At 64.5% G+C, this 20,557-nt stretch carries 17 protein-coding genes; 12 read left to right on the forward strand and 5 right to left on the reverse strand.

Translation table 11 applies throughout. The annotated features are described in order from the left end of the window. Positions 1–106 precede the first annotated feature (106 nt). On the forward strand, positions 107–307 hold the full coding sequence (locus AC3WJU_RS13600) for a YegP family protein (RefSeq protein ID WP_084784587.1): 201 nt from the start codon (positions 107–109) through the stop codon (positions 305–307). A gap of 53 nt (positions 308–360) precedes the next feature. Here the strand turns inward: AC3WJU_RS13600 and AC3WJU_RS13605 are convergent, their stop codons facing one another. Genes AC3WJU_RS13605 through AC3WJU_RS13615 form a run of 3 tightly spaced genes read right to left on the reverse strand, consistent with a single transcriptional unit; the run spans position 361 to position 3,067 of the window. Then, entirely contained in the window at positions 361–1,041 is a 681-nt protein-coding gene (locus AC3WJU_RS13605) for an NUDIX hydrolase (RefSeq protein ID WP_059389496.1), read from the reverse strand. Then, on the reverse strand, positions 1,038–1,829 hold the full coding sequence (nth, locus tag AC3WJU_RS13610) for an endonuclease III (RefSeq protein ID WP_306959252.1): 792 nt from the start codon (positions 1,827–1,829) through the stop codon (positions 1,038–1,040). The genes AC3WJU_RS13605 and nth overlap by 4 nt, the downstream gene beginning before the upstream one ends. Before the next feature lie 11 nt (positions 1,830–1,840). Next, positions 1,841–3,067, reverse strand: coding sequence for a hypothetical protein (locus tag AC3WJU_RS13615; protein WP_492260098.1), 1,227 nt, complete (start codon positions 3,065–3,067; stop codon positions 1,841–1,843). A gap of 422 nt (positions 3,068–3,489) precedes the next feature. Here AC3WJU_RS13615 and acs point away from each other — a divergent pair, with 422 nt between their 5' ends. The 6 genes from acs to AC3WJU_RS13645 all read left to right on the forward strand — a co-directional run bounded on the left by acs (position 3,490) and on the right by AC3WJU_RS13645 (position 11,836). Continuing rightward, positions 3,490–5,526: an acetate--CoA ligase gene (gene acs, locus AC3WJU_RS13620; RefSeq protein ID WP_492260099.1), complete on the forward strand. Its 2,037-nt coding sequence runs from the start codon at positions 3,490–3,492 to the stop codon at positions 5,524–5,526. Between the two features lie 197 nt (positions 5,527–5,723). Beyond that, positions 5,724–7,040, forward strand: a complete 1,317-nt coding sequence (locus tag AC3WJU_RS13625) for an ABC transporter substrate-binding protein (protein WP_059389494.1) — start codon at positions 5,724–5,726, stop codon at positions 7,038–7,040. A 14-nt stretch (positions 7,041–7,054) separates the two neighbouring features. Further along, positions 7,055–8,059, forward strand: a complete 1,005-nt coding sequence (locus AC3WJU_RS13630) for a carbohydrate ABC transporter permease (protein WP_492260100.1) — start codon at positions 7,055–7,057, stop codon at positions 8,057–8,059. Then, positions 8,056–8,961, forward strand: coding sequence for a carbohydrate ABC transporter permease (locus tag AC3WJU_RS13635; RefSeq protein WP_059389492.1), 906 nt, complete (start codon positions 8,056–8,058; stop codon positions 8,959–8,961). The genes AC3WJU_RS13630 and AC3WJU_RS13635 overlap by 4 nt, the downstream gene beginning before the upstream one ends. 5 nt (positions 8,962–8,966) lie before the next feature. Further along, positions 8,967–11,027 (forward strand): beta-galactosidase, encoded by a 2,061-nt coding sequence (locus AC3WJU_RS13640; RefSeq protein ID WP_492260101.1) that lies wholly within the window; start codon positions 8,967–8,969, stop codon positions 11,025–11,027. 29 nt (positions 11,028–11,056) lie between these two features. Then, positions 11,057–11,836 (forward strand): DeoR/GlpR family DNA-binding transcription regulator, encoded by a 780-nt coding sequence (locus tag AC3WJU_RS13645; RefSeq protein WP_284990340.1) that lies wholly within the window; start codon positions 11,057–11,059, stop codon positions 11,834–11,836. A 19-nt stretch (positions 11,837–11,855) separates the two neighbouring features. On the opposite strand, the gene AC3WJU_RS13650 is transcribed toward AC3WJU_RS13645, so the two are convergent. Continuing rightward, entirely contained in the window at positions 11,856–12,875 is a 1,020-nt protein-coding gene (locus tag AC3WJU_RS13650; RefSeq protein WP_059389490.1) for a LacI family DNA-binding transcriptional regulator, read from the reverse strand. 13 nt (positions 12,876–12,888) lie between these two features. After that, a complete protein-coding gene (locus AC3WJU_RS13655; RefSeq protein WP_306959269.1) occupies positions 12,889–14,091 on the reverse strand; it encodes a Gfo/Idh/MocA family protein in 1,203 nt (400 codons plus the stop codon). A 228-nt stretch (positions 14,092–14,319) separates the two neighbouring features. Between AC3WJU_RS13655 and AC3WJU_RS13660 the strand changes: the two genes are divergently transcribed. From AC3WJU_RS13660 to aroQ, 5 genes are all read left to right on the forward strand, one after another. Then, on the forward strand, positions 14,320–15,261 hold the full coding sequence (locus tag AC3WJU_RS13660) for a carbohydrate ABC transporter permease (protein WP_059389488.1): 942 nt from the start codon (positions 14,320–14,322) through the stop codon (positions 15,259–15,261). Positions 15,262–15,273: 12 nt separating this feature from the next. After that, on the forward strand, positions 15,274–16,233 hold the full coding sequence (locus AC3WJU_RS13665) for a carbohydrate ABC transporter permease (RefSeq protein ID WP_307054514.1): 960 nt from the start codon (positions 15,274–15,276) through the stop codon (positions 16,231–16,233). A 50-nt stretch (positions 16,234–16,283) separates the two neighbouring features. Next, the gene (locus tag AC3WJU_RS13670) at positions 16,284–17,636 is read left to right on the forward strand and encodes an ABC transporter substrate-binding protein (protein ID WP_059389486.1); all 1,353 of its coding nucleotides are present in this window, start codon (positions 16,284–16,286) and stop codon (positions 17,634–17,636) included. Positions 17,637–17,751: 115 nt separating this feature from the next. After that, on the forward strand, positions 17,752–19,941 hold the full coding sequence (locus AC3WJU_RS13675; protein WP_492260104.1) for an alpha-galactosidase: 2,190 nt from the start codon (positions 17,752–17,754) through the stop codon (positions 19,939–19,941). A 116-nt stretch (positions 19,942–20,057) separates the two neighbouring features. Further along, on the forward strand, positions 20,058–20,522 hold the full coding sequence (aroQ, locus tag AC3WJU_RS13680) for a type II 3-dehydroquinate dehydratase (RefSeq protein ID WP_059389485.1): 465 nt from the start codon (positions 20,058–20,060) through the stop codon (positions 20,520–20,522). Positions 20,523–20,557: the final 35 nt, after the last annotated feature.

The following is a 20,557-nucleotide window of genomic DNA, read 5'->3' on the forward strand; positions in this document are numbered from 1 at the left end:
CTCGATAGTCTCGTCTTGTGGCGTTCGACGTGAGGGGCGCCACAGTGCAAAGACGCACTCACTGCGCAAGTCACTGTGCGGGCAGTATCCAAGGGGGAACAGCAAAATGGCTGGACGATTCGAAATTCTCAAAGACGGCGAAGACGGCTACCGGTTTCGGTTGACGGCCGCCGATGGAACCTTGGTGGCGGAATCGCCACGGTTCAAACACCTGAAAGCCGTAGTGGACGGCATCAACGCCGTGCGCGAAAATGCCGCCACGGGCATCGTCGTGGATCGCTCAAAAACCGTCCGGCGCGCGGCATAGCCGGAGCCAGTGGCGGGCCAGCGGCCTGCCTGCGCAAGGCACATTGCTAGAGGCTAGATCTCGATCTCAAGCACGCGCTCCGTGTCCCACGGAACCGTCCAGCCCAAAGCGTCGAACAAACCGCTGAGCACCATCCCGGTGAAACCCCAGACCACGAGCCCGTTGACTTGGAAGACCGGGCTCGAGAAAGTCCGGCCGAGCCGCGTGAGCGTCCCGGTGTATCGATTGTCGGGATCCAGGAGATCACGCACCGGTACGCGGAACACCTGGGCGGATTCGGCGTAGTCCACCACCCTCACGGGCGACGGCGACGCCCACCACGCCAAGACCGGCGTGACCACAAAATTGCTGCGGATCAGGCCGAGTTCCGGCATGACACCCAGCACCTGGACGCCACCGCTGTCCAGGCCTGTCTCCTCCACCGCTTCCCGGAGGGCTGCCGCGACGGCGGACTCATCCCCGGGATCGATGCTGCCGCCGGGGAACGCCACCTGCCCGGGATGGTCGTCCAGGGTGTGGGCGCGCTCCAGCAGCAAGACGTCCAAGTCCGCGGGGGCCACTGGTTTCCCGGATTGGGCGGGGACGTCGTCCAAGACGCCGAAGAGCATGAGCACGGCCGCTTTCCGTGCCTTGTCCGGATCGACGGTTGCAGCGGCAATCCGTGGATCAGGGCCGGGATGGAGGCCCGAATCGATCCTGGTGATGAGGCTGACGAGATCCTCGAGCGCCGTCATGCCGGCCTCCTTTGCGATTCCATGCGAATCTCCGCCGCGCGGTGGGTCTCGGCAAGCAATTTTTCGAGAAGCGCTTCGTTGCCGGGCGCCAGTTCGTATTTGAGCAACTTGGCTGCTTTGACGGGATCCTTTTCGCCTTCACCGTAACTCGGGCACCAGTTGGCCACTGCACACGCTCCGCACGCCGGCCTGCGCGCGTGGCAAACCCTGCGGCCGTGGAAAACAACGCGGTGGGACAGCATGGTCCAGTCCTTGGGCTCGAACAGCTCGGCGACATCGAACTCGATCTTCACCGGGTCCTCGGACGTCGTCCAGCCAAACCTGCGCGCGAGCCTGCCAAAATGCGTGTCTACGGTGATTCCCGGGACGCCGAACGCGTTGCCAAGCACCACATTCGCCGTTTTGCGCCCGACGCCGGGCAGTGTCACCAGGTCTTCCAGCCGGCCGGGAACCTCGCCGTCGAACTCGTCCACCAAACGCGTGCTGAGCGCCAGGACGTTCTTCGCCTTGGCACGGAAGAAGCCGGTGGGCTGCAGGATCGCCTCCAGCTCGGCAAGCTCGGCCTCGGCCATGCTCCGGGCATCCGGATAGCGCGCGAACAGGATCTTGGTGACCTGGTTGACCAGCACATCGGTGGTCTGGGCGGACAGCACCGTGGCCACGACCAACTCGAACGGGTTCCGGAAATCAAGCTCAGCGTGGGCGTAGGGATAGAGCTCAGCAAGCGCCTTGTTGATCTTGCGCGCACGCCGCTTCAAAGCCAGCGGGGTTTCGACGACGGTGTCCACGGCGGGCCAGGCTAGCCGCGTTCGATGTGGCTGAGATCGCGCAGGACGCCCACACTGCCGTCAGTATCCTGCACGAGGAATTCCGCGCCGCGGTCTTCGAGGGCCAGGACCCACGCGCCCGGTTCGATGGTGAAGGCGGGCATGCCGGTGTGCTCGTCGACAACGACGCGGGGATGGGCCACGGCGAACCAGAATGCCTCGTACCCGGAGGCGTGGCCGGATTCGTCCGTTCGCGTGGCTGGATCGACGGTGGCGCCGATGGGCTCGTGAACCCGGGGCTGATCGACCGTGCCGATGTGCTGGGTGGCCGGTCCCGAGCCTGCGTGCGGACCGCCGACGATGGGCGTAGCCATGGTGGCAGTAGGCAGGTGCTTGGGCTCCTCGGGCGTCGGCGCGTGCACCTCCCGCCCGCGGTCGGCAACTGCAGCCTCGGCGGGTACGACGGCGGCCGGCCCGGCAGGCGCGACGGCTGCGGCTTCGGTGGCTGCGGGTTCAGGGACAGGTTCGTTGGTGGCCGCAGCGGCCGTTTCCGGGGCAGCGACAGGCGCGGCTGCGGCAGGTGCTGCGGGTGCCGGCGCGGCAGCGGCGGGGATCTCCTCTGCTGCCAAGCTGGCCGGTGCCGGGCTGGCAGGCTCCGGCTTGGGCTTGACCGGCTTCGGCACCGCAGGCTTGCGGGTTGGAACGGTCGATTCCCGGGCCACAACGTGAGCTGGCTGTTCTGCACGGTCCTGGAAATCGTCGCGGAGGAACGGCAAGTGGGGAGCCAGGACCGTCGCGGCCAGAAGACCTACTGAGCCGATAAGTCCGACGAGCACGAAGACGGTAAACGCGCCTGCTGCGGACAGGAAGAACAGGGTCAGGGCGAACGACGCCACGACGGAAGCGAACTGGTCGGTCGAAAGGGAACCGATCCTCACGATGTTCCCCGGCTGCAGGCGCCGGGCAACGAACAAGGCGGTAACGACGAGGGGAAGAATGATCCCGAGTGCCAGGAAGAAAAGGTTGTCGAGGTTCCACAAGTTATAGCGCCCGCCAAACATCGGCAGGAGGGACCCCACAAACATCACCAAGGTGGAGCCGAAAACGGTCAGGTCCCGGATAGTGAACGGACCCAGCACGGCCTGGTACTTCGGGGAGGTCACGCTGCCGGGCTCTGGCGCCCCGGATCCAGCTGCTGCTTCGGGGGCCGACCCGGGCGCGAGTGCACCGTATTTCGGACCTTGGCTCGTCTGGTTCATGTGCAAATCTCCTTAGTACGGCGGTGTTCCGGACGCCGCCGCCCAAGGCTGCACCCAGTAATTTCCGGGCCGGACCGGGCGGCAAGTTCTCGCGTCTCGAGACCTCTTCAGCCTATGCCACGCATCTGACAGTCCACTAGTTGGCATCGGCGCGGAGGCAGGCACGCCGCGCCGTAATATTCCCCGCCTTGGGAGCCAAGCGAAAGCCTTCAGCACCGTTCGGCGCGAATCACCGGCCGCTCACGGTCCGGATTGTGACCGCAGACACTTGTTGTCGGCTCAAAACGCTAAGGTGGGTTCCGGAAAAGCTCTTTGCGGAATCCCGTGAGGCGCCGCAGCCCAACGCCGTGCACGATTGGCGCGTGGGGCGGCCCCGACACGGGACAACCGCGCGGCAGAGATCGATGAATGATGAGGTTCACATGTCCCAGGACGCCAATGGATCGACGACCACCGCTGCACCCGGATCCGACGGGGCAGGCAACGGCGACGCCCTCGAAAACCTTCTCCACGAAAACCGGAAGTTCGCGCCCACCCCTGAGTTCGCGGCCAACGCGGTAGTCGGCGCCGAAGTCTATGCGGAAGCCAATGCGGACCGTCCCGCGTTCTGGGCGAAGCAAGCCCGGGAACTGCTGGACTGGGACACGGACTTCACCGAAGCCCTGGACTGGTCCAACCCGCCGTTCGCGAAGTGGTTCGTCGGCGGGCAAGTCAATGCCGCGTACAACGCCCTGGACCGGCACGTGGAGAACGGGCTCGGGGACCGGGTGGCCATCCATTTCGAGGGCGAACCGGGCGACACCCGCTCCTACACCTACGCGCAGCTGACCGACGAGGTGAAGAAGGCCGCCAACGCTTTCGAGTCGCTCGGTGTGGCCAAGGGTGACCGGGTGGCCGTGTACCTGCCCATGATTCCCGAGGCCGTGATCACGATGCTGGCCTGTGCCCGGATCGGGGCCGTGCACTCGGTGGTGTTCGGCGGGTTCTCCGCCGATGCCCTGCGCTCCCGGATCGATGACGCCGAGGCCAAGCTCGTGGTCACCGCCGACGGCACCTACCGGCGCGGGAAGCCCAGCCCGCTCAAGCCGGCCGTGGACCAGGCCCTGTCCAAAGAGGGACATTCGGTCCGGAACGTCGTGGTGGTCAAGCGCAACGGCCAGCCGGTGGACTGGCACGAGGGCCGGGACCAGTGGTGGGAGGACACGGTCGGCGTCGCCTCCGGTGAGCACACCGCCGTCGGGCATGACGCCGAACACCCGCTGTTCATCCTGTACACCTCCGGGACCACGGGCAAGCCCAAGGGCATCCTGCACACCACCGGCGGGTACCTCACCCAGACCGCGTACACGCACAAGGCGGTCTTCGACCTGCACCCGGACACGGACGTGTTCTGGTGCACCGCCGACGTCGGATGGGTCACCGGCCACTCGTACGTCGCCTACGCCCCGCTGGTCAACGGCGCCACCCAGGTCATGTACGAGGGCACCCCGGATTCCCCGCACCAGGGCCGCTGGTGGGAAATCGTGGAGAAGTACAAGGTCTCCATCCTGTACACCGCCCCGACGGCGATCCGGACGTTCATGAAGTGGGGCCGGGAGATCCCTGCCAAGTACGATCTGTCCTCGATCCGGGTCCTGGGCTCGGTGGGTGAGCCCATCAACCCCGAGGCCTGGATGTGGTACCGGGACGTCATCGGCTCCAACGCCGGGAAGAACGGGGAAAAGAAGGAACACCCTGCCCCGATCGTGGACACCTGGTGGCAGACCGAGACCGGCGCGCAGATGATCGCGCCGCTTCCGGGGGTGACGGCGACCAAGCCGGGTTCGGCGCAGGTCCCGCTGCCGGGCATCGCGATCGACGTCGTGGACGAGGCCGGCGAGTCCGTCCCGGACGGGCACGGCGGCTACCTCGTGGTCCGCGAACCCTGGCCCGCGATGCTGCGCGGCATCTGGGGCGACCCGGAACGGTTCAAGGACACCTACTGGTCCCGCTTCGAGGGCATGTACTTCGCCGGGGACGGGGCCAAGAAAGACGAAGACGGAGACGTGTGGCTCCTGGGCCGGGTGGATGACGTCATGAACGTCTCCGGGCACCGGCTCTCCACCACGGAAATCGAATCCGCGCTCGTGTCCCACCCCTGGGTGGCGGAGGCCGCCGTCGTCGGGGCTTCCGACGAAACCACCGGCCAGGCCGTGGTCGCGTTCGTGATCCTGCGCGGGGACGCCGTCAACGACGGCGACGCCACCGTCTTCGAGCTGCGCAACCACGTGGGCAAGGAAATCGGCCCCATCGCCAAGCCCAAGCACATCCTCGTGGTCCCCGAACTGCCCAAGACCCGCTCGGGCAAGATCATGCGCCGCCTCCTCAAGGACGTCGCAGAAGGCCGCGAAGTGGGCGATGCCACCACCCTGTCCGACCCAACCATCATGGCCCAGATCGCGGAATCGCTGAAGAAGTAGGCTCTGCTCCAAGCAAACAAAAGCGCCAAGGCACCACGCAAGGTCGGCGGTTCTCTCCCGGGAGGACCGCCGTTCTTGTCTTAAAACCCGCCGTCGCAAGAATGTTATATTTAGTTCTTTCATGTTCTCTTTTGAGCGGTTATAGTCGAGTTCTACGTGAGATAACTCACAAGCACCACGCTTTCAAGGGAGAGAACATGGCAGCGAATCTTGACCCGTTCCAGTCGGCCTACAACGCCGGCCCTGGACGCCGCACCATCCTGAAAACGCTCGGTATAGGCGCTGCTGGGCTCGCCGGCATTCCGCTGCTGGCTGCTTGCACTGGCGGTTCCGGACCGGCTCCCGGAGCTTCCTCGAACAGCCTGACCTTCGGTTCAGGTTCCTCGGACGACGTTCCCAAGGCCGCCTACAAAGCCGTCACCGATGCCTTCACCAAGAAGTCCGGCATCACGGTGGCCACCAACGTCGTCCCGCACAACGACTTCCAGAACAAGATCAACTCCTACCTCCAGGGCAGCCCGGACGATGCCTTCACGTGGTTCGCCGGCTACCGCATGCAGTACTACGCGGGCAAGGGCCTCCTGGCTCCCGTAGACGACGTATGGGCAACGATCGGCAGCAACTTCTCCGACGCCATGAAGAAGGCCTCCACCGGCCCGGACGGCAAGATGTACCTGGTCCCCAACTACAACTACCCGTGGGGCTTCTTCTACCGGAAGAGCTTCTGGGCCGAGAAGGGCTACGCAGTCCCCAAGACCTTCGATGAGCTGAAGACCTTGGCCACGAAGATGAAGACCGACGGCATCATCCCCATCGGCTTCGCGGACAAGGACGGCTGGCCGGCCATGGGCACCTTCGACTACATCAACATGCGCCTCAATGGCTACCAGTTCCACGTGGACCTGACCGCCCACAAGGAAAGCTGGGACCAGAAGAAGGTCAGCGACGTCTTCGACACCTGGAAGGCCCTCCTGCCGTTCCAGGACCCCAATGCCCTCGGCCAGACCTGGCAGGACGCGGCCAAGGCACTCGAAGCCAAGAAGACCGGCATGTACCTGTTGGGTTCGTTCGTGACCCAGCAATTCACGGACCCCGCCGTGCTGGCGGACATCGATTTCTTCCCGTTCCCGGAAATCGCGGTGGAAGGCACCGACGCCGTCGAGGCCCCCATCGACGGATTGCTCCTGTCCAAGAAGGGCGGCGACAACAAGGCGGCTCACGACTTCCTGGCGTTCATGGGATCCGCCGAAGGCCAGAACGCCTATTCAGCCGTGGATGGCTCCAACATCGCCACCGTCAAGGGCGCCGACACGTCAAAGTTCACCCCGCTGAACAAGAAGTGTGCAGACACCATCTCCAACGCCAAGTACATCAGCCAGTTCCTGGACCGTGACGCCCTCCCTGCCATGGCCAACAACGTAATGATCCCCGCGCTGCAGTCCTTCATCAAGGACGGCACCGTGGACGTCAAGAACCTTGAAGCGCAGGCCAAGACCCTTTACGCAGCCCAGTAGCTGAAGGAATCCCCATGAGTACTACCGCCGAGAAACCGGCAGCACCGGACAGCGAACCCGGTGCTGCCGGGCGAACCACGGCCGGCAAGAGCCAGCCCGGCACCGGCAGGCGGACCGGCAAAGCAGGCAGGGTCCGCCGCCTCACGCGCCGCGACAAATTCGTCCTCGCCATCATGGTGGGCGTGCCTACCCTGATCCAGCTCCTGCTTGTCTGGCTGCCCACGCTCTTCTCCATCGCGCTGAGCTTCACCCGCTGGAACGGCCTGGACCTGAAGGACATCAAGGCCGCAGGGCCGGACAATTACCACTACGTGGTCCAGGACTATCCCCCTTTCTGGCCCGCCATTCAACACAACGTCCTCTGGCTCGTCTTCCTGGCCCTGATCGCAACACCCCTCGGCCTGCTGCTGGCAGTGCTCCTGGACCAGAAGATACGCGGCAGCAAGATCTACCAGAGCATCTTCTTTACGCCGGTCATGTTGTCGCTGGCCCTCATCGGCATCATCTGGCAGCTTTTCTACAACCGGGACAGCGGACTGCTGAACTACCTCCTGGGCACGGCGGGCACACCACAAGCCGTGGACTGGTTCGGAAATTCGAACGTGAATATCTGGGCGGCCATGGTTGCGGCAACGTGGCGCCACGCGGGCTACGTCATGATCCTGTACTTGGCCGGGCTCAAGGGCGTGGACCCCTCGCTGCGGGAAGCGGCGTCGATTGACGGCGCCAGCGCCGCGCAGACGTTCTTCCGCATCGTCTTCCCGGCTATGCGCCCTGTGAACATCGTGATCGTGGTGATCACGATCATCGAGTCGCTCCGTGCCTTCGACATTGTGTACGTCATCAACCGAGGGACCAACGGCCTTGAATTGATTAGCGCCCTGGTGATCCAGAACCTGATCGGCGAAGGCCAGGTGATCGGCGTCGGTTCGTCCCTCGCGGTCATTCTCCTGGTCATCTCGCTGATCCCCATCGTCTTCTACCTCATCCGCACCTTCGGCAAGGAGAGCAAGGCATGAGCACCCTCGCCAACCCCATCCCGCGTACAACAGCCACGGGCGCCAGGAACTCCGGCAAACGCCACTACGGGACCCACATCTTCCTGACCGTCATGGCCATCATGTGGCTTATTCCGCTGGGTTGGTCCTTGTTCACGGCTTTGCGTCCCAAGGCGGACACGGACAAATACGGCTACTTCAGCCTTGGCGGCACTTTCAATTTCGACAACTTCATCACGGCCTGGACCCAGGGCGGATTCTCGAAATACCTCCTGAACTCGGTGATCATCACCGTCCCCTCGGTGCTCCTGACCTTGTTCTTCGCCTCGATGATGGCATTCGCCGTCTCCAGGGTGAGCTGGAAGTTCAACGTCACGCTCCTGATCATGTTCACGGCCGGCAACCTCCTGCCGCCGCAGGTCCTGGCGGCTCCGTTGTTCGAGATGTTCAAACATGTCACGCTGCCGTACTCCTTCAGCGATTCCGGCAACCTGCTCAACACCTACATCTCGGTGATCGCCGTGGACACTGCGTTCCAGATCGGTTTTTGCACCTTCGTGCTTTCCAACTACATGAAGGCCCTCTCGTCCGACCTGACGGAAGCCGCACTGGTGGACGGGGCCGGGATCTGGCGGCAGTACTGGAACATCATCCTGCCGCTGTGCCGACCCGCCCTCGCGGCGCTCGGAACCCTGGAAGTCATCTTCATCTACAACGATTTCTTCTGGCCGCTGCTCTTCATCCAAAGCGGAAACCGGCTGCCCATCACGACGGCCATCAATAACCTGCAGGGCGAGTTCCTCAGCAACTACAACCTCCTGGCGGCCGGTGCCACCATCACCGTGATACCCACCCTGATCATCTACCTCGTGCTGCAGCGCCAATTCGTGGCCGGCCTCACGCTCGGTTCCAGCAAAGGATAAAACGCATGGCAATGGACTACATCGTCGACAAGTTGGGCGGCCGGATCGCGTTCGGCGGCGACTACAACCCCGAACAATGGCCCGAAGAGGTCTGGAAACACGACGTCGTCCTCATGAAGGAAGCCGGGGTGAACCTGGTCAGTGTCGGAATCTTCAGTTGGGCGCTGCTGGAGCCCGAAGAAGGCCGGTACGAATTCGGCTGGCTGGACAGGATCCTGGACCTGCTCCACAGCAACGGGATCAGCGTGGATCTTGCGAACGCGAGTGCCTCTCCGCCGCCGTGGTTCAGCCGGAAGTACCCCGATTCGCTCCCCGTGGATACCGACGGCGTCCGGCAAAGTTACGGTTCCCGGCAAGCCTTCGCGGCATGCTCGCCCGACTATCGCCGGGCGGCAGCAGCCCTGACGACGGCGATCGTCCAGCGCTACGCGGGTCACCCCGCCGTCGTGATGTGGCATGTCCACAACGAGTACGGTTGCCACAACCAACCGGACTTCGGCCCGCACGCGGAGCGTGGCTTCCAGGAATGGCTCCAGGCCAGGTACGGGAGCCTGGACGCGCTCAATGAGGCCTGGGGCACGGCCTTCTGGTCCCAGCATTACTACGACTGGGCCGAGATCCTGCCGCCGCGGCGTTCGGGAACGTGGGTTAACCCCACGCAGCAACTGGATTTCGCGCGGTTCTCCTCCGATGCCCTGCTTGAGTGCTTCAACGCGGAGGCAGACATCATCAAGGCACATTCGAAGCACCCCGTCACCACCAATTTCATGGGCTTCAACATGGGCCTGAACGCCCCTGTGGACTATTGGCGCTGGTCCGGGCACATGGACGTGGTGTCCAACGACCACTATCTGATTGCCGCCGACGAACGGAACTTCCAGGACCTGGCCATGACGGCGGACCTCACCCGCGGCTGGGCACAGGGCAAACCATGGCTCCTCATGGAACACTCCACCTCGGCAGTCAACTGGCAACCCCGCAACGTGGCCAAAGTGCCGGGCGAAATGCTGCGCAATTCCCTGCAGCACGTGGCCCGCGGAACCGACGGCGTGTTGTTCTTCCAATGGCGAGCTTCCCGCGCCGGGGCCGAAAAGTACCACTCCGGACTGGTCCCCCACGCCGGCCGCGACAGCAAAGTGTGGCGCGAAGTGGTGGAGCTGGGCCGGGCGCTCGAGAGCATTTCGGAGGTGGCCGGCTCAACGGTCCAGGCCGAAGCCTGCATCATCCATGACACCGACGCCCGCTGGGGCACCGAACTCGACTCGCATCCCAGCGAAGACGCGCGGAACCTCCCGGAAACGCGGCGCTGGCACGATGCGCTCTACCGGGCCGGCATCACCACGGACATCCGGCAAAGCACCGACGATCTTTCCGGCTACAAACTGGTGATCGCGCCCATGCTGTACCTCGTCACCGATGAGGCCGCCGCGAAGCTCCACGAGTATGTCCAAGCCGGCGGAACCCTCGTGATCACGTATTTCTCCGGGATCGTTGACGAGAACGACCACATCCGGATGGATCCGGTCAACGGCGGCGGTTATCCAGGGGCATTCTCCGAACTGCTGGGCGTCAGCATGGAGGAATTCTTCCCCCTGCGCGCAGGCGATGCCGTGGGCTTGAGCCGCTTCGGCTCGGGGACGGTCTGGAGCGAGCTGGGGAAGGCAACCGCGGCGGAGGTTCTTGCCACGTTCGACGGCGGCACGGACACAAGCGGCGCACGCACCGGCGTCGACGGCTCGCCCGCGGTGACCCGCCGGGCGGGATCCGCCGGGCGCGGTGCCGCCTACTACGTCGCCACGACCTTGGGCCGCGAGGGGCTGGCCGAACTCGTCCAGCTCCTCTGCTCGGACGCCGGAGTGGCACCGGTCCTGGGCGTTCAGCCTCCGGAAGACGTGGAAATCGTCCGCAGGAGCAACGGCACCAAGGACTGGACTTTCGTCATCAACCACAGCGCGCGGGACGTGGAGGTGCCGCTCGACGGCGTCGAGCTCCTGGGCGGGACACCCACCGGAGGTACGCTAAACCTTACTGCCGGAGGCGTCGCCGTCGTCGCCACTCCCGCCTAGCCACCCGCCGTCCGTCCAGAAAGGCTCCGATGCTTCAGGCAGCCCGCCACACCGCCATAGTCGACGCCGTCCAGCGTGAACGCGTTGTCCGCGTCTCGGACCTCGCGCAACTGCTGGGCGTCTCAGCCATGACCGTTCGGCGCGACATCGAGTCGCTTGAGGAGTCCGGGCTCGTCGAGCGCATCCATGGCGGGGCCAAGATACCGGGCGATGCCCGGACCCACGAGCCCGGCTTTGAGCTGAAATCCACCCAACTGGTCGACGAAAAGCACGCGATCGCCGTCGAAGCCGCCACCCTGGTCCACGAAGGCATGGCCGTGGGCTTGAGCGCCGGAACCACCACCTACGAGCTCGCCAAGGTACTCCTGGAAGGCCCGCGGATCACGGTGGTGACGAACTCCATCAGGATTGCGGATCTCTTCCACAACGCCTCGGGTTCGCGGGAGGCTTTCCCGGTCATCGTGACGGGCGGCGAGCGCACGCCGTCGGACGCTCTGGTGGGTCCCATCGCGACGGCCGCGCTGAAGCAACTGCATTTGGACATGTTGTTCCTGGGCGTCCACGGCATGGATGCGGACGCCGGATTCACCACGCCGAACCTGCAGGAAGCCGAAACCAACCGGGCGTTCATCAGCGCGTCACGCAACGTGGTGGTCTTGGCGGACCACAGCAAGTGGGGAACTGTCGGCATTGCATCGATTGCCCAGCTGGAGGAAGCCGACGTACTCGTGACGGACTCGCACCTCGGCGAGGATGCCCGGCGCATCCTCGCCGACGGCGTCGGAAAGCTCAGGATCGCCGCTCACTAACGCGTGGGCGGGGAAGGCGTTACGGGCACCCGCACGATTGGCGGATGCGGAGCTGGGTGGGGAAGACCCTGTGCTGCGGGGGTTCGTTGCGGTTCTCGCCCACCAGCGCGGATACTGCGGCCTCTGCCATCTCCCACACCGGCTGTTCCACCGTGGTCAGGGCCGGCCAGGTGTATTCAGCCTCAACCGAGCCGTCGAAGGACGCCACGGCGATATCCTCCGGAACGGAGAGACCTGCCTCGCGGATTGCCCGCAGGACCCCGATTGCCTGCATATCGGAGCTGGCGAAGATCGCCGTCGGACGGTTGGCAGAGGCCAGGAGGCGCCGTCCGGCAGCATAGCCCCCGGGGCGGTCGAAACCGTCGCGTGCAAGGGGTCCAGGAGGCAGACCGGCGGCTTGCAGAGCACGCAGCCACCCCTCTTCCCGTCCGTCCGTCACGTTGTCCGCCGTGATGCCCATGGCGAGTCCGATGTTGGTGTGTCCGTGGCCGATCAAATGTTCCACGGCCAAGCGGGCTCCGGCCTCAAGGTCCACTCCGACGCTGTTGAAACCAGGGGCGATCGAGGCATGGTTCAGCAGGACCGAGCGGATTTCAGTGCCGAAAAGCTCCAGTAGATCGGGTTCGAACATGACGCTGGCCAGGACCACGCCATCAACCTGCCGGTCAGCGAGGTTGCGGATGTGGCGGCGTTCGGAGTCCAGCTTGTTGTCGGAATTCGTCAGCAGCAAGGCATAGCCGCGCTCGGCGGCAGCCACTTCCACAGCGTGTCCCAGCAGGGCCCAGAAGGGGTTGCTGGAGTCCGGAATCACGAGGCCGATGGTCTGGTTGGATCCCATTTTGAGCGCACGCGCCGCGGCATTCGGCCGGTATCCCAGGATCCGGATGGCCTCTTGGACCTTCGCTTCCGTTGCCGGCGCCACCTTCTTGGGGCCGCCGTTCACCACATAGCTCACGACGGCGGTGCTCACCCCGGCGTACCGGGCCACGTCTTTGCGCGTCACCGGTCCGCGCGGGGTGTGCACTGCCGAAGTAGTCATTGGATCATGCTAGCTACAAAGCCTCCGGAGCATCGCCGAAATCGCGGATGGGGAGCCGTTCCCCGCCGCGGAGCGCGGACTCGTGCGCCACGACGCCGGGGAGCGTGAAGCGCGCCGCCACCCACGCGTTGACCGGAGGAAGGCTTCCCTTGTTCACGGCCGTGACGAAGTCGTCCACCAGGAACTGGTGGCTGCCTTCGTGCCCGGTGGGGGCTCCCTCGAATTCAACGGGGAGCCGTCCGGCGTCGTGCACCGGAGCGAGGCCGGAGATGAACGCACCGCGAAGTTCGGGGGCGACGTCCGCCAACGAGGGGTCATCGGCCGACATGCTCGGCTTGGTCTCCACCTGGTCCGAGACGTCCAGGACCCCCTCCTTGTCCTGCCACAGCGTGGTGGTGGCCAGCTGCTCGAAGCTTGCCTCCGTGCCGAAGAAGCGGAAGCGCGATTCGCGGATATGCGAGGGGTAGCCGACGCGGCGCATCTCGTTGGTGCGCATCGCGCCGCCGTCGTTCATTTCGAACAGCGCAGTGGCGTTGGAGAAGTCGTTGTCGAACATGCTGACTTCCTTGTCGAAGACGCCGTCGCCGCGATCGTCCTTGACGCCGATGCAGCTGACGCTCACAGCGTGGCCCGGTATGGCGCCCAGCACGCCTCCGATGGCGTGCGTCGGGTACAGCATGGGCGGGTAGCTGGCGGTTGCTTTCCAGTTTTCGCCGCCGCTGTACTGGTAGGCCTCGTAGAAGCCCAGGTCCATGTCGTGGACGTAGTCGCCTTCGGTGTAGAAGATGCGGCCGAACTTGCCGGCGGCGTGCTGCTTGCGCGCATAGACGGTTGCGGGGTTGTAGAAGCTGGTCTCTCCCATGGCATAGACAAGCTTGGTTTCACGCACGGCGTCGATGATCCCGGCGATCTGTTCCTCCGAGATTGCCATCGGAACAGCCGAATAGACGTGCTTTCCGGCGCGCAGCGCCTTGATCACCAAGGGCCCGTGCGTCCAGCGTTGCGTGAAGATAGCGACGGCGTCGACGTCGGAGGCCAGCAGCTCGTCGAAACTGCCCATAGTGCCGTCGAGCCCCAGCTGTTCAACAGCTTTGGACGCCCGTTCAGGGAGCTCGTCCACTGCGTAGACCGCGGAAACCCCGGGGTGGAGCTTGAAGAGGTGGGCGAATTGGCCCCCGAACTGGCCGAGGCCTACTACTCCCATTGAAAACGTCATTGTTAGCCCTTCGATTCGTGTGGCTGGCTTCAGAATGCCATCGCCGCGCCCGGAGAGGCTCGACGAGTGACTCAGGCCAGTGAATCACTGGGATCTACTCGAGTCAATAAAAAGCAATAAATCCAAAATAATCGAACAAAAGTTCACAATAACACTTGACCCCTTCATATCTACTCGTGTAGATTTCCATCAGTTGTAACCCACATCACAGTCAGGAAAGGGTCGAAGATGACCACCCTTGCCAAACAAGCGGAGCCCGCCGCGCTTCCCCAACCGGGCAAACCAAAAAGGTTCGGCATCCGCCGGATCGGTGACTTGAAGATCGCGTTGCTCTTCATCTTCCCGGCGATGATCGGCTTTGTTCTTTTCTTCCTCGTCCCCACCATCCGGGGCATCTACCTCAGCTTCACCGAGTACAGCATCCTGGGTGATCCCACCTGGATCGGCCTGAAGAACTACACGTCGATCTTCAGCGACGACCTGTTCTGGAACGCGATGGCCGTCACCGTCCAATACGTTGCACTGAACATCGGTTTCCAGACCGTCATCGCCATCGGACTCGCGCTCCTCATGCACCGCGTGGCCAAGTCCACCTTCATCCGCGGCGTCCTGTTGCTGCCGTTCCTCGTGGCGAACGTGATCGTCGCGCTGCTCTGGTTCTGGATGCTGGACTACCAGCTGGGCATCGTGAACGAGATCATCAACTGGATGGGCCTGCCCCGCATCGCCTTCTTCGGCAGCGATCAATGGGCCATTCCGACTATCGCCTTCGTCAACGTGTGGCGGCACATGGGCTACACGGCCCTGCTGATCTTCGCCGGCCTGCAGGCCATCCCCAACCACGTCTACGAGGTAGCCAACCTTGACGGCGCCTCCCCCACCCGGACCTTCTGGAGCATCACCATGCCGCTCCTTCGCCCGGTGCTGGTCCTGGTCCTTGTGGTCACCGTCATCGGTTCATTCCAGGTCTTCGACACCGTTGCCGTGACTACCGGAGGCGGACCCGTCAATGCCTCCCGGGTCATCCAGATGTACATCTACCAAAAGGCGTTCGGCGAGTCCGATTTCGGCTACGCCTCAGCGCTGTCCGTCATTCTCTTCATCATTCTCGCCCTCGTGGCCTTCATCCAGATGAAGTTCCTCAAAGGCAACGAGACGGACCTGGACTAAGGAAGCCCCGCCATGAGTACCTCCACCAATTCCCGCCGTTCGCGCGAGTCCGCCACCGCCGTCGCCGGCTCTCCGCAATCGCGCCGCCCCCGCACGAAACCCTTCAACTGGCGCCGCGCAGGTGCCTGGGTCCTCGTAGCGATCGCCGTCGTGGTCACCCTCGCCCCGTTCCTCTGGATGCTCCGGACTGCACTGTCCAGCAACCATTCGCTCGCCTCGAACGCCGGCAACCTCCTTCCCGCGGACTTCAGCTGGGGCGCGTTCCAGCGGGTCTTCGGGCTACAGAGCCCCGAGCAGGCAATCGCCGAAGGCGGTTCCGGCGCTGACATCAACTTCTGGCTCTACCTGCGCAACTCGATCGTCTTCGCCACCATGACCACCGCAGGCCAGGTGTTCTTCAGCGCAATGGCCGCCTACGCCTTTTCCCGCCTGCGCTGGCCCGGCCGGAACAAGGTGTTCGCGATCTTCCTGGCCACCATGATGGTCCCGCCGATCTTCACCGCCCTGCCCAACTTCCTGATGATCAAGAACCTGGGCCTGCTCAACACCTTCGCCGGGCTGGCACTGCCCTTCATGTTCATGACCCCGTTCGCCATCTTCTTCCTGCGCCAGTTCTTCCTGAGCATGTCCCGCGAAGTGGAAGAGGCAGCCATGCTCGACGGCGCCAAGCACCTCCGGATCTTCTTCCAGATCGTGATCCCCAACGCCGCAGCACCCCTGGCGACCCTGGCCCTGCTGACCTTCATCGGTCAGTGGAACGAGTACTTCTGGCCGCTCCTGGTGGGCCAGGACGAAAGTGTCCGCGTCCTCACTGTGGGACTGGGCGTCTTCAAGTCCCAGTCCCCGCAAGGGGCGCCGGACTGGAGTGGGCTCATGGCCGCCACCCTCGTGGCAGCGCTGCCCGTCCTGATCCTCTTCATCGCCTTCGGCAAGAAGGTGGTCAACTCCATCGGCTTCTCCGGCATCAAGTAAGTCATCCCCAGCACCGCCCCGTTCCATCGCAACCCCCTGAAAGGTCCACCATGAAGAAATCCATTGGCACCGTCGCAGCCGCCGTCGCCGTCGCTGCCGCAGCCGCGCTGTCACTCTCCGCCTGTGGCGGTTCCACCCCTGTCTCCAGCGAAGCAAAGGGCGAGATCAACTACTGGCTGTGGGATGCCAACCAGCTCCCGGCATACCAGCAGTGCGCGAGCGACTTCACCAAGGCAAACCCGAACATCACGGTCAAAATCACCCAGCGCGGCTGGGACGACTACTGGACCACCCTGACCAACGGCTTCGTGTCCGGCACCGCCCCGGACGTCTTCACCGACCACCTGTCCAAGTACCCGGAGTTTGCTTCCAAGAAGCAGTTGCTGGCCCTCGACGATGCCGTAGCCAAGGACGGCGTCAAGCTGGACAGCTACAACAAGGGCCTGGCCGATCTCTGGGTAGGCCAGGACGGCAAGCGCTACGGCCTCCCGAAGGACTGGGACACCATCAGCCTCTTCTACAACAAGGCGATGACTGACTCCGCCGGGATCACCGCCGAGCAGATGGCCAAGCTCGATTGGAACCCCAAGGACGGCGGCAGCTACGAAAAGACCATTGCCCACCTGACCGTGGACAAGAACGGCAAGCGCGGAGACGAAGCCGGCTTCGACAAGAACAATGTGGCCGTCTACGGCTTGGGCTTGGAGTCCTCCGGTTCCGGCCAGGGCCAGACCCAATGGAGCTTCCTCGCAGCCACCACCGGCTGGACCGCTACCGACAAGAACCCGTGGGGCACCAAGTTCAACTACGACGACCCCAAGTTCCAGGAAACCATCGCCTGGTGGGCAGGGCTGGCGGACAAGGGCTACATGCCCAAACTCGAAACAACGGTAGGCGCCAGCGTGTCGGACAACTTCGGCGCGGGCAAGGCCGCAATCAATACCAGCGGTTCATGGATGATCGGCCAGTACACCGCCTACAAGGGCATCCAGACCGGAATCGCCCCAACGCCGGTTGGTCCGAGCGGTAAGCGCGCGTCAATGTTCAACGGCCTCGCCGACTCCATCTGGGCAGGCACCAAGAACCCGGCAGCGGCCACCAAGTGGGTCGAGTACCTCGGCTCGTCGGCTTGCCAGGACGTCGTCGCCAACAAGGCTGTCGTGTTCCCGGCGATCAGCACGTCCTCTGACCTGGCCGCCAAGGCGTTCGCGGCCAAGGGTGTTGACGTCTCCGCTTTCACCCAGCAGGTCAAAGACGGGACCACGTTCCTCTTCCCCATCGCGGACAAGGCTGCCAAAGTTGACGGCATCATGAAGCCCGCAATGGACGCAGTACTGAGCGGCAAGAAGCCGGCCAGCTCCCTCTCCGACGCCAACAACCAGGTCAACAACCTCTTCAAGTAACACCAGTCCCGCCAAGCTAGTCCGGGCGCCGCCGCTTTCACTCCTTTGACGGCGGCGCCCGGACTCTCCACTCCCTCATAACGCGACACACGACTCTCTGAAAGTGAACCAGCCCATGGACCCGCTCCACCTCCGTTCCGCCGGCACAAGCCTGGTGGTCAGTTTCGATAACGGAGAGGCCGAGGTCATCCACTGGGGTGCCGATCTCGGCAGCACCCTCCCGGACCTTGCCATCCTGGGCGAACCCATTCCGCACTCCGCCGTCGACGCCAACGTACCGGCCGCGCTCCTCCCGCAGGGCTCCTCCGCGTGGCTGGGCCGCCCGGGCCTGCGCGGCCAGCGAATCGCCGACGGCGTTCCGGGACTGGACTTTTCGGCCCGGCTTCGCGTGGTGGAAGTGCAGGCTGACGGCAGCTCCGCCGTCGCCTCCGCAGCGATTGTCCAGAAGGATCCCGACGCCGGAATCACCGTGACGTCCACACTCACCCTTCACCCCGGCGGCCTTCTGGAGCTGCGCCACACCGCGGTCAATGACGGCACGTCCCCCTTCCAGCTCGACGAACTGGCCACCGTCCTCCCGGTGGGGCCGGACGCCGTCGAACTCCTTGACCTCACCGGGCGCTGGTGCCGCGAACGGCACCCACAGCGCCGGCCCGTGCAGCAAGGTACGTGGGTGCGCACGGGTCGCCACGGCCGCACGGGGCACGATTCCTCGCTGCTTTTCGCGGCGGGCACCGCCGGATTCGGCAACCGCCACGGAAAGGTCTGGGCCACCCACTTGGCGTGGAGCGGCAACCACGAACAATTCGCCGACACCGTGGCCGATGGCCGCACGATGATCGGCGGCTCCGAGCTCCTGGGCCCGGCCGAAGTAGTCCTCCAGCCCGGCGAGGGCTACACCACACCCGCCCTGTTTGCCGCCTACTCGGACCGTGGCCTCGACGGCATCAGCGAAGCGTTCTACAGCTGGTTCCGCTCGCGCCCGCATCACGTCCTTCCCGCGGCTTCCACGGGACTCCCCGCCGGCAAGCCCCGACCAGTGGTCCTCAACACCTGGGAGGCCGTGTACTTCGACCACAAGCTGGACACCCTGATCGAGCTCGCCGAGTCCGCCGCGGAGCTGGGCGTTGAGCGCTTCGTGCTCGACGACGGGTGGTTCCGCGGGCGCCGCGACGACCACGCGGGCCTGGGCGATTGGTACGTCGACGAAACCCTTTGGCCCGATGGCCTGACACCGCTCATCGAAGCCGTGAACTCCCATGGCATGGAATTCGGGCTCTGGGTGGAACCGGAAATGGTCAACCTGGATTCCGACGTCGCCCGGGCGCACCCCGACTGGATCGTGGGCCCCGCGGCACTCTCCCACAAGGACGGCGGCCGCCTCCCTCTGGAATGGCGGCACCAGCACATCATCGACCTCGTCAACCCGGCGGCCTGGCAGTACGTCTTCGAGCGGATCGACGCCCTGCTCGGGGAAAACAACATCAAGTACCTCAAATGGGACCAGAACCGGGACCTCGCCGAGCACGGCCATGCGGGCCGTGCGTCCGTACACGCGCAAACCCTCGCCGCGTACCGGCTCTTCGACGAGCTCCGCAAGGCCCACCCCGGCGTCGAAATCGAAAGCTGCTCCTCAGGCGGGGCCCGGGTGGATCTCGGCATCCTTGAGCGGACCGACCGGATCTGGGGATCGGACTGCAACGACGCCCTCGAGAGGCAGACCATCCAGCGCTGGACCGGCGTAGTGGTTCCGCCGGAACTGGTGGGCGGGCATATCGGCCCCACCACCTCGCACACCACGGCCCGCACGCACGATCTCTCCTTCCGCGCCATCACTGCGCTATTCGGGCATTTCGGCATGGAATGGGATGTCCGCCACGTCCAAGGCGCCGAACGCGAGGAGCTCAAGCGCTTCATCGGCCTGTACAAGGAGCACCGGGGGCTCATCCACAGCGGGCGGATGGTCCGCGCGGACGTTCCCGACGACTCACTGATGTTGCACGGTGTGGTGTCCGACGACGGCGCGTCCGCGCTGTTCGCCGTCGTCAGCACCCGGACGTCGTTCGCCGAACAACCCGGGCGTATCGCTGTTCCGGGCCTCGACCCCGAGCGCTCTTACAGGGTGCAAGCAATTTTCCCCGCGCCTGGCGATGCGGACTATGCCCGCACGTTCACCCAGGTGCAACCTCCGGCATGGCTGCCATCCGGGGCTGAGGCAAGCGGGCGCTTCCTTGCGCAGGTGGGGCTTCCCTTGCCGGTCCTGAACCCTGAGCACGCGTTGCTGCTCAGCATTACTGCGGTGTAGCTGCCGTTTGGTGTTTCTTACGCTGTTCGGTGTTTCTTACGCTGTCCGGTGCCGCGGCGCAGCCGGGCAGCGTAAGAAACGCCGGACAGGCTCGGCGCACCGATAGATTGGGAGTCATGACTGAAGCTCCCACCGCCACCGAAGCCGGTCGCGGCACCATCCTCGTCCTCAACGGCCCCAATCTGAACCTGCTGGGCACGCGCGAGCCGGAAAAGTACGGCACGTCCACCTTGGCCGACGTCGAACAGCTCGCCATGGCCGCCGCCGAGGCCAACGGCTTCACGGTGGACTGTGTCCAGTCCAACCACGAGGGCGACCTCCTGGACGCCATCCATGGCGCCCGCGGGACCGCCGTCGGGATCGTCATCAATGCGGGTGCTTACACGCACACGTCCGTGGCACTGCGGGACGCGCTCGCGGCAGTGCAGCTTCCCGCCGTAGAAGTCCACATCACCAATGTCCACCAGCGCGAAGAGTTCCGGCACCACTCCTACTTGTCCCCGGTGTGCTCCGCGGTGATCGTCGGCGCAGGAGTCCAGGGCTACAAGCTGGCCATCGACTACCTCGCCACCGCGGTCTAGACCCTCGGACTAAGCATGTCCCTTGGTGGGCGGGG

The organism is Arthrobacter sp. FW306-1B-F12A (assembly GCF_058781865.1).